Source organism: Pontibacter rufus, from assembly GCF_015694705.1.
Lineage (GTDB): Bacteria > Bacteroidota > Bacteroidia > Cytophagales > Hymenobacteraceae > Pontibacter > Pontibacter rufus.
In genome coordinates this window covers 186,627-197,076 of record NZ_JADQDR010000002.1, presented here as the reverse complement: position 1 = coordinate 197,076, position 10,450 = coordinate 186,627, and the positions used below count along the sequence as shown (strand labels likewise).

At 51.1% G+C, this 10,450-nt stretch carries 6 protein-coding genes; all 6 read left to right on the top strand.

Going from position 1 to position 10,450, the window contains the following annotated elements:
- The first annotated feature begins 110 nt into the window (after positions 1-110).
- Positions 111-2,186 carry a GDSL-type esterase/lipase family protein gene (locus tag I2I11_RS05305; protein ID WP_196266629.1) on the top strand — a complete coding sequence of 692 codons (2,076 nt, stop codon included), beginning with the start codon at positions 111-113 and terminating at the stop codon, positions 2,184-2,186.
- Between the two features lie 166 nt (positions 2,187-2,352).
- Entirely contained in the window at positions 2,353-3,537 is a 1,185-nt protein-coding gene (locus I2I11_RS05300; RefSeq protein ID WP_196266628.1) for an AGE family epimerase/isomerase, read from the top strand.
- A 65-nt stretch (positions 3,538-3,602) separates the two neighbouring features.
- The gene (locus I2I11_RS05295) at positions 3,603-4,712 is read left to right on the top strand and encodes a sialidase family protein (protein ID WP_230679910.1); all 1,110 of its coding nucleotides are present in this window, start codon (positions 3,603-3,605) and stop codon (positions 4,710-4,712) included.
- A 219-nt stretch (positions 4,713-4,931) separates the two neighbouring features.
- Positions 4,932-6,644 (top strand): DUF4091 domain-containing protein, encoded by a 1,713-nt coding sequence (locus I2I11_RS05290; RefSeq protein WP_230679909.1) that lies wholly within the window; start codon positions 4,932-4,934, stop codon positions 6,642-6,644.
- Positions 6,645-6,832: 188 nt separating this feature from the next.
- Positions 6,833-8,026, top strand: coding sequence for a glycoside hydrolase family 27 protein (locus I2I11_RS05285; protein WP_230679908.1), 1,194 nt, complete (start codon positions 6,833-6,835; stop codon positions 8,024-8,026).
- A gap of 72 nt (positions 8,027-8,098) precedes the next feature.
- On the top strand, positions 8,099-10,039 hold the full coding sequence (locus I2I11_RS05280) for a peptide-N-glycosidase F-related protein (RefSeq protein ID WP_230679907.1): 1,941 nt from the start codon (positions 8,099-8,101) through the stop codon (positions 10,037-10,039).
- Positions 10,040-10,450 lie beyond the last annotated feature (411 nt).

Genomic DNA, 10,450 nt, shown 5'->3' with positions numbered 1-10,450 from the left:
CCTCCTGTCTCCTTCAAAAAGGGGCAAAAAGCCGGCAATAAGTATAAGTATAAACGGAAGTCAAAATATAAGATGCTCATTTTCCATCATTCAACCTTTGCCTATTTAACATGAGGAGACTATTTATACTTGTCCTGCTGTGCATCCTGGCTATACCCTGCCTGGCGCAGCAACTGAAAGTGGCCTGCATCGGCAATTCTGTTACTTATGGTTATGGTATTGAGAACCGGGAACAGTTTTCTTATCCGGCTCAACTGCAGGAGCTGCTTGGCCCTAAGTATGAAGTCGCTAATTTCGGGCTGAGCGGTGCAACGCTGCTGCTAAAAGGGCACCGGCCCTATGTACAGTCGCAGCAATATAAAGATGCAATGGCTTATAAGCCTGATATTGCCATCATCCATCTGGGACTGAACGACACCGACCCGCGGAACTGGCCCAACTACCGCGATGAATTTGTAGGTGACTACTATCGCTTAATTGATACGCTGTGCGCTGTTAATCCGGACGTCCGCGTTTACATCTGCCGCCTGACGCCCATTTTCTCCGGGCATCCGCGTTTTCAGTCGGGCACGCGGGACTGGTTCTGGCAAATACAATCGCTCCTTCCTGTCATCGCCCAAAGCAAACATACCGGCTTAATTGATTTACACACGCCCCTCTACCACCGACCCGATTTGTTTCCGGACGAGCTGCATCCGACCAAAGAAGGCGCAGCCATACTTGCCGCTACGGTTTATTCGGCCATCACCGGCGATTATGGCGGCCTGCAACTGGCTCCTGTGTTTGCCGACCACATGGTGTTGCAGCAAAAAATGCCTGTTCCGGTGCAGGGCATAGCCAATGCCGGGGATGAGGTAACGGTGGTATTTGGGGAGGAAAAGCAAAAGGCCACGGCTGGTACCGACGGGAAATGGAAAGTCATACTTCCGCCCCAGAAAGCCGGCGGACCTTACGAGCTGGAAGTGGCTACGGCGGATACAAGTATAAACATCCATGATATTTTAGTCGGGGAAGTATGGCTGTGTTCCGGGCAATCGAACATGGCTTTTCCGTTGCGCGATGCCGTGCATACCGATGCCGACATGCAAGCGGCACAGCAGGCGTCTTCTATCCGCTTATTAAAAATGAAACCGCTGGCTGAAACCGGCGACTTTGCCTGGGATTCTGTTACCCTGAAAAAAGTAAACCAGCTCAACTATTTTTCCGGCACGTGGCAGCGCAGCGATTCTGCGGCAGCGAAAGACTTTTCGGCGGTGGCCTATTTTTTCGGAAAGCGATTACAGGAGGAACTCGGCGTACCCATCGGCTTGATTGAAGTGGCTGTGGGCGGTTCCGGCACTGCGTCGTGGATTGACCGTTATACCCTGGAGCACCATCCGCAACTGGTAAACATGCTGCACAACTGGCGTACTTCTGATTTCCTGATGCCCTGGGTGCGGGAGCGGGCCGCCAAAAACCTCGAACAAGCAACTTTTGCCAAGCAGCGCCATCCGTACCAACCTGCTTACAACTACGAAGCCGGCATCGCGCCGCTCACGGATTTTCCCATTAAAGGCGTTATCTGGTACCAGGGCGAAAGCAACGCACACAATATTGAGCTGCACGAAACGCTGTTCAAAACACTGGTGAGCAGCTGGCGCGAAAAGTGGGGCTACGATTTTCCATTTTATTATGTGCAATTATCAAGTATAAACCGCCCCAGCTGGCCTCATTTTCGAGACAGCCAGCGCCGGATGCTTGCACAGACAGACAACACAGGTATGGCCGTCAGCAGCGATGTAGGAAATGCTACCAACGTACATCCAACACAGAAAAGACAAGTGGGCGAGCGGCTGGCGGCCTGGGCGCTGGCCAAAACCTACCACAAGCGCGTGCCTTACAGCGGCCCTTTGTTTCAGGATGTAAAGTTTTCGGGCAATCAGGCTATTTGTACTTTTGCTTTCGACAAAGGGCTGCATACCAGCGATGGCAAGGCCCTGCGCGGCTTTGAGGTAGCGGGCAGCGATTTGATTTTCAGGAAGGCCAAGGCCCAAATCCGGGGCGGTAAAGTAATCGTTTCTTCGGACAAAGTGCCGGAGCCCAAGTATGTGCGCTACGGCTGGCAACCTTTTACAACCGCTAACATGGTAAACAAAGCCGGCTTACCGGCTTCTACTTTTTCGAGTTTTTCAATTCCAACTGAATAACAGACGTTACCCGCTGGTGCGAGCATGTAGCTCGTATCTTTACATCTACAGGAAAAAGTGCGAGCTGCAAGCTCGCACCAGCAAAGGACGGGTTTATACTTCGGTAGCAAGTAATCATCATACTTTAAGAAACATCTCCAGTTAAAAAATAAGACAACCTCCCGATATGACATCAACTTATACTTCTGCCTTAGACCAATACAAAACCTTCTACAAGAAACAGCTTTTAGAGGACACACTGCCTTTCTGGTTTCCACGCGCTATCGACGAGGAATACGGCGGTTACCTGCTGATGCGCGACGCTGACGGCAGCCTGCTGGACGATGACAAAGCGGTCTGGATACAGGGCCGTTTTGCCTGGCTGCTTTCTACTTTATATAATACCGTGGAGCAGAAGGCAGAATGGCTGGAAGGCGCTAAAAAAGGCATCGATTTCCTGCGAAGATATTGTTTTGATGAAGATGGCCGCATGTTTTTCCACATGACGCGCGGCGGAAAGCCGCTCCGCAAACGGCGCTATTTCTTCTCCGAGACCTTTGCCGTGATTGCTTTTGCCGCCTACGCCAAAGCCAGCGGCGATAAAGAAGTGGCCGACGAAGCCCGCCGCCTGTTTGGCAAGTGCCTCGAATACGCCACCACGCCGGGCCTGCTCGAACCCAAATTTACAGGCACGCGCCCGGCCAAAGGCATCAGCATCCCGATGATTATGCTCAACACCGCCCAGCAGCTGCGCGACACCATCGGCGACGAACGCTGTGATGAATGGATACCAAAGTGGATAGCAGAAATAGAACAGGATTTTGTGAAGGATGACATCCGTTGCGTGATGGAGCAGGTAGCGCCCGACGGCAGCCTTATCGACCATTTCGACGGGAGAACCCTGAACCCCGGCCATGCTATAGAAGGCGCCTGGTTTATACTGCATGAAGCAAAACACCGCAACAACGACCCGCACCTGATTAACCTCGGCTGCCGGATGCTCGATTATATGTGGGAGCGCGGCTGGGACAAGGAACACGGTGGCATTTTATACTTCCGGGATATGTATGGCAAGCCCGTGCAGGAATACTGGCATGATATGAAGTTCTGGTGGCCGCAAAACGAAACCATCATCGCCACGCTGCTGGCTTACCTGATGACGGGCAATCAGAAGTATGCCGGATGGCACCAGCAGATACACGACTATGCTTATCAGCATTTCCATGATAAAGAAAATGGCGAATGGTTCGGCTACCTGCACCGCGACGGCCGGTTGTCGTCCACCATCAAAGGCAACCTGTTTAAGGGGCCTTTCCATTTGCCGCGGCAGGAGTGGTACTGCTGGCAGGTACTGGAGGCTTTTCAGAAATAAACTTTAAACTTACTACCATAAAACGAATCATACTTGTCTGCTGCTTATTGCTGAACTACATATTGATGTACGCTCAGCCCACCGATGTTCCGGTCTTTATCTCCGGCCAGGATGGCTACCAATCCTACCGCATACCGGCCATTGTTGGCTTGGCTAACGGCGATTTGCTGGCTTTTGCGGAGGGAAGGGTGCATGGCAGCGGTGATTTCGGCGACATAGACATGGTGATGAGGCGCAGCACCGACAAAGGCAAAACCTGGTCGGCACTGCAGGTAGTGGTGGATTATGACAAGCTACAGGCCGGCAATGCTGCCCCGGTAGTGGACCTGACCGACCCCGCCTATCCGAAAGGGAGGATTTTCCTGTTCTATAACACCGGCAATAACCACGAAGGCGAAGTGCGCAAAGGAAACGGCCTTCGGGAAGTATGGTATAAAACCTCCACTGACAATGGCGCTACCTGGTCGGAGCCGGTAAACATTACCACGCAGGTGCATCGCCCGAACCAGCCCGAGGCCAACCCGGCTTATACTTTTACAGAAGACTGGCGCTCTTATGCCAACACGCCCGGCCATGCCATGCAGTTTGCCGACGGGAAGTATAAAGGGCGGATTTACGTAGCAGCCAATCACTCCGAGGGAGATCCGCAGGAAGCATCTAAAGACTATTCCGCCCACGGCTATTATACCGACGACCACGGCAAAACCTTTAAGTTAAGCGAAACCGTGCCCGAATCGGGGAGCAACGAAGCGACAGCCGCCCCGCTAACCGACGGAAAGCTCATGTTGAATGCCCGCAACCAGCAGGGCGATGTGCGCGCCCGCATTGTGGCCATCAGCAGCGACGGCGGCGCTACCTGGGCCACGACCTATTTTGATAAGCAACTCCCCGATCCGGTAAACGAGGGAAGCCTCCTTAAAATAGGCGAAAAGAAAGGCAAAGCCATACTTGCCTTCAGCAATGCCGCCGATACCAGTCGCAGAGATAATTTAACCTTACGTATTAGTATGGATGGAGGCGAAAACTGGAACAAGGGCTTCGTAATTGCCAAAAGCAAGCCAGGCTATGAAGGAAACAGCTATGCCGCTTATTCTGATATAGTAAAATTGGGAAAAAAGAGATTGGGGTTTTATACGAGAAAGACGGGTACAGGCAAATTGTTTTTGAAGTGGTGAAGTGGGAGTAATCTTAACAAGCGGCTGCCATACGCCTGTGGCCGGCGAGGAGCAGGGAGTGATATTTTAAAGTATAGGTAGTTATATATGGATGTAGAAGGCAGAAAATAGCTATATATTTTGTTTCTTTGAAGAGGCCTTAATTCGGTGCGACACCAGCCAAATCCCATGCTTTGTACTTTGAAGCGGCCGTACAAACTTTAATTTAACGCAACGCCCATGATGCATTTTCTCATTTTGATGCTCTTCCTTTTCAATAATTACTTACCCATACAGGCAGGCACACAGCCTATACCGGACAAGCAGGCAGTTGCCCGGACTGTATGGCAAAACCCGGTGCAAGTGAGTTTTGCCAGCAGTAATATCCGGTTTGCGCAAGATCAAGTGCCGCAAGGGCCGCAGCAAGATAAATGGAATGCTGTGGCCTGGAAAGGCGAAGAAGTACAAACCCAATTGCTCGTCTGGACAGATAAAAATATCCCGCAACTCCGCATACAAGCCGGTGATCTGACGAATGGCGCAGGCGCACGCATTAGCGCTGAAAATATCACCGCCGGTTTTGTGCGTTATGTCCTCACGGATGAGTTTGGGGAAGGATGCGGCCAGCGCAAACCGGCTGACTTCGATTCGTCTTATGTAGCCGACCCCATTGAGCTGGCGGCAGCTACTGCGGTAGCGAAAAACACGGTGCAGCCGGTATGGCTAACCATAAAGGTGCCGGCCGGCACGCCTGCGGGCAAGTATAACGGCACCCTAACCGTTCATGCAGGCAAGCCTTATACCCTGCAGTTGTCAGTTAAAGTGCTTGACCACGTGTTGCCGCCTGCCAGCCAATGGGAATTTGATTTGGACCTGTGGCAGCATCCGGCCGCCATCGCGAGGGTGCATGATGTGGCGCTGTGGAGCCCGGAACATTACCGGTATATGAAGCCATACTATGAAATGCTGGCAGCTGCCGGGCAAAAAAATATCACCACCAGCATCATCGACGAGCCCTGGAACCACCAGACTTACGACGATTTTCCGAGCCTTATTAAATGGATAAAGCAAAAAGATGGTTCCTGGAAGTATGATTACAGCCGCTTTGATGAGTATGTATCGTTTGTGATGCGCTGCGGTATCAAAGACCGCATCAACTGCTACACGATGGTGCCCTGGAAACTTTCCTTTCAATATTATGATGAGGCGCTGGGCAGAGATACGGCGTTGGTTGCCAAACCCGGATCTGCCGAATACAATGCCTTCTGGTCAGCCATGCTAAAAGATTTTGCCCGCCATCTCAAAGAAAAAGGCTGGTTCAGCATCACCAGTATTGCGATGGACGAACGGCCTATGCCCGCCATGCAGGCGGTTATTAAACTGCTTAAATCGGTGGACCCGGATTGGAGAATTGCCCTGGCCGGCGACTACCATCCTGAAATAGAACCGGAAATATTCGATTACAGCGTGGCCCTGGCATCGAAGTTTAGTGAGGACGTATTGCAGCGGCGCAAGGCGCAGGGCAAGCCGAGTACTTTTTACAACAGCTGCTCCAGCCCTTTCCCGAATGCATTTACGTTTTCGCCGCCTGCCGAACAGGCCTGGATTGGCTGGTATGCCGCAGCCCAGGGTTTTACCGGTTACCTGCGCTGGGCCTACAACAGTTGGGTGCAAAATCCTTTGCAGGACAGCCGCTTCCGCACCTGGCCCGCAGGCGATACCTACCAGGTATACCCCGGGCCGATGACGTCCATCCGTTTTGAAAAATTGAAAGAAGGCATCCGGGACTTTGAAAAAATACGCCTGCTCCGCGAGGAGTACCGGCAGAAAGGCAATCAGGCGAAACTGGATGAATTAGACAAAATACTGTCAGTTTTTGAAATACCTGCCCTGGAAAAAACACCGGCAGCAGACATGGTGCAGAAAGCAAAAATCGCCCTGAACCAACTTTAAGCGAAAATCCGGTAAGTGTGGCCGGAAATCAAATTGATCTATAACTTATAAATTCCTGTTTATACTTAGAGTATTGGCAAAGCGGAATTTTATTTTATCAGCAGAGAAGATGAAGCATCATGATGTATAGGACCTCTCTTTTTTTATTGGCTATTGGATTAACTTTTTGCCAAAGTCAAAAAAATATCTTGTCAACCGGCGCAGTTCAACCAGAAAGTTATCCGGAGGAGGTAACAGATCGCCCCAGGATACCAATCATGGGCTGGTCGAGCTGGAATAACTTTCATGCCAACATCAGCGAGGAAATCATCAGGGCGCAGGCTGATTTTATGGTTTCGTCGGGTATGCAGGATGCCGGCTATACGTACATCAACATCGACGATGGCTTTTTCGGCGGCCGCGATGCCGAAGGCAACTTGCTGGCTCACCCTGAACGGTTTCCGAACGGCATGAGGGCCGTGAGCGATTACATTCATTCCAAAGGGCTGAAAGCTGGGATTTATTCTGATGCCGGCATCAATACCTGTGCCTCTTATTGGGATAAAGATACAGTGGGTGTGGGGATGGGCCTGCACGGGCATGATGCGCAGGACCTGCAACGAATGTTAAAAGAGTGGAACTACGATTTTATTAAAGTGGACTGGTGCGGCGGCGAGTGGCTCGGGCTGGACGAGCAGGCGCGTTATACCCAGATCGGCAACCTGATACGGCAAATTCGCCCGGACGTGGTGTACAACGTTTGCCGCTGGAAATTTCCGGGCGAGTGGGTGGTGCCGCTGGCAGACTCCTGGCGCATCTCCGGCGATATAAATAATACCTTTGCCTCCGTGATGCATATTGTGGACCTGAACGCCGACCTCTGGAAGCACGCCTCGCCTGGGCATGTAAATGATATGGACATGCTGCAGGTAGGGCGCGGTATGAGCTACGAAGAGGACAAAACACACTTTTCGATGTGGTGTATGCTGAACTCCCCGCTCCTGGCCGGAAACGACCTGCGGAAAATGTCGGATGAAACAATCAGTATTCTGACGAACAAAGAACTGATTGCGCTGAACCAGGATAAGCTCGTTTATCAGGCACGTCGCCTAGTGGACAACGGCGATCTGGAAGTATGGGCAAAGCCGCTCCAGTCTACGATGAGTGGGCAGGTGGGCATTGCCCTGCTCAACAGATCAGGTAAAGAAGCCGCTATAACCTTTCACCCTGACTCCCTGGGGTTAGATGCTGCGAAAGGCTATACCATGCGCAACTTGTGGGAGAAGAAAGATTATGCAGCTTCGACAAAAAAAGAAGTCAGCTTTGATGTTCCGGCACATGGAATTGTTGTGCTTAGGGTATCAGGCACCTCCAGGCCGTTCAATGTTTTTCAATATAAATAAGCAAAGCTGCTAAGCAATAGCACTGCCGGGCGCACTGTCACGGCAAGCAGCATGTACCACTCACGTTTGCTCATGATGAAAAATACTTGTTACAGAAAAATTCCGGCCGCCTGCCTGGTGGCTATACTTGCACTTTTATCTATCACCACATACGCTTCCGATACCCTACATGTGGTAACCCATAACCGCATAACGGTGGTTACCAACCCTTCCACAGGCACCAACACCTATACCGCCTGGGGTAAATTTCCGTCTGCCAAAGAAGAAATCCGGAGTATAAAACTGAACGTGCGTTTTGCCTGCCCGGATAGTATGCGCTGCGCCGACTGGGATTACAAAGACCGCATCACCATCCGGCGTACGGGTGGCGTGAAAGGCGCTTCGCAGGATTACGAGATCGGCCGGATGCTGACACCCTACGGCGGCGCTTTCGGCAAAGACTGGCAGTTTAACTGGGCCGTGGATGTAACGGACTTTAGTATGCTGCTGCGCGACAGCGTAGAGATTGAGTACAACCACACAGGCTATGAACCCAATAAAGATCGAGGCTGGAGCATAACGCTGGATTTTGAGATCGTGAAAGGAAAACCGGCCTGGGAACCAATTAGCATTCAGAAAATATACGACGGCTCTTTCCGCTACGGCGACAGCACCAACAGCATCGAAAACGCTCTGAAGCCGGTTGCTTTTACAGCCAGTAAACAGGCGGATTTTGCGCGGCTGCGCGTGGTGCAAACCGGCCACGGCATGGATGAGCCGGATGGCTGCGGCGAGTTCTGCAACAAGTACCGGGAACTTTGGTACGACGGGAAATTGATAGACACCAGGGCCATCTGGAAACAATGCGGCGACAATCCGCTGTACCCGCAGGCAGGCACCTGGATATACGACCGCGCCAACTGGTGCCCCGGCAACCTGATGCAGCCCGATATTTATAACCTGCCCGTGCAGGCGGGCGGGCAGCACAGCATCAACCTGAATATGCAGCCTTATGTGTCTGCCAATCCCAGCGCCGACGAGGTGATAACGGCTTACCTGATTCAGTATAAAAAAGCGGCGGCAAAAAACGATGTGGCGCTGGAAGCAGTCATCCGGCCTTCTGTAGTAGATGTTTACCAGCGGCAGAATCCGGCGGCCATGCAGCCCGAAATTGTGATAAAGAATATGGGCTCGGCGCCTGTCAGAAGTATAAATATCCGCTACGGCGTAAGTAAAGCCGCCAAAAGCAAGTATAACTGGAAAGGTACTTTGGCGCCCGGCGCTTCTGCTGTTATTTCATTGCCCGGCGTTATCAACGGAAAGGCTGGCATGAATACGTTTGAAGCAGAGTTGTTGCAGCCAAACGGAAAGCGAGATCAGTACCCGGCAGACAATAAGATGAGCAGTCGGTTTGAAGCAGTTCCGAAGCACGGAGGCGGCATTATCGTTTACCTGATGACCAACAACCAGCCTGGGCAAAACAGTTATGCGGTGGTTAACAGCGCCGGAAAGGTGCTACAGGAAAGAGCGCTTGGCTCCCTGAAAGCCAATACTGTTTACCGCGATACGCTGCAACTGCCCGACGGAAATTACCAGTTTATACTGCTGGATTCGGCAGGCAATGGGCTGGAGTTCTGGGCTAACCCCAGAGGCGGGCGTGGCAAGGCGCGCCTGCTGAACAGCGAAGGCGCGATGCTGAAAGATTTTGAATCAGATTTCGGTTCTTCGGTATACTATGATTTTGAAGTAGGCCAGCCGGTAGCGCCTGTTACAGCACAAACTTCCTTCGGCCTATACCCCACGCGCACCAACGACAAAACGACTTTCGATTATTACGCCAATTTTCCGGAAGATGTAGTTGTGCAAATTATTACCGACCCGGGAGACACGCTCGTGGAGGAACATCATTATCCGCAGCTGAAAGAAGGCGTGTTTACGTACGACCTGAGCCGCTTTCCGAAAGGCCGTTTTTACCTGAAAGTACTCGTGAACGGGGAAGAGAAATTCAAAAAACGCATCCGCCTGAAAGAGTAGCATTCGAAAGATGAAATACAAGTATAGAAGGAGCTTTTTAGAAGTATAAGCCGGATTAGCAATCTCGTGCGGCAGCTATTAATAAGGCATACTGTAAATTCTACAAGCCTTCATTTATATAGCTGGCAAGACAATTTGTCGGAAAAGCTTTAGTAAAAATACCGATAAAACTGATTAAATTCTGCTCCTTTCTTCAAGGAGAGATTAGGGGGCTTTTTATAATGTACTACCTGATAAGTTCTGTCGCTGCCTATACTTCCTGCCAATGATACTTCCTGTAAATCCTGATTCAGACAAAAGCTTGTAGCCAGAGAAATGCTAAACTCTGCCAAACTTAAACCCGCTAAGTCTTACACAGCCTTTTATATTGCCCATCTGAAAATATATGTCAAAATAACATTTTAAAAAAAT

Coding starts and splice junctions, on each gene's coding strand:
- I2I11_RS05295 (WP_230679910.1), top strand. CDS start 3,603: ATGTACGCTCAGCCCACCGATGTTCCGGTCTTTATCTCCGGCCAGGAT.
- I2I11_RS05305 (WP_196266629.1), top strand. CDS start 111: ATGAGGAGACTATTTATACTTGTCCTGCTGTGCATCCTGGCTATACCC.
- I2I11_RS05290 (WP_230679909.1), top strand. CDS start 4,932: ATGATGCATTTTCTCATTTTGATGCTCTTCCTTTTCAATAATTACTTA.
- I2I11_RS05300 (WP_196266628.1), top strand. CDS start 2,353: ATGACATCAACTTATACTTCTGCCTTAGACCAATACAAAACCTTCTAC.
- I2I11_RS05280 (WP_230679907.1), top strand. CDS start 8,099: ATGATGAAAAATACTTGTTACAGAAAAATTCCGGCCGCCTGCCTGGTG.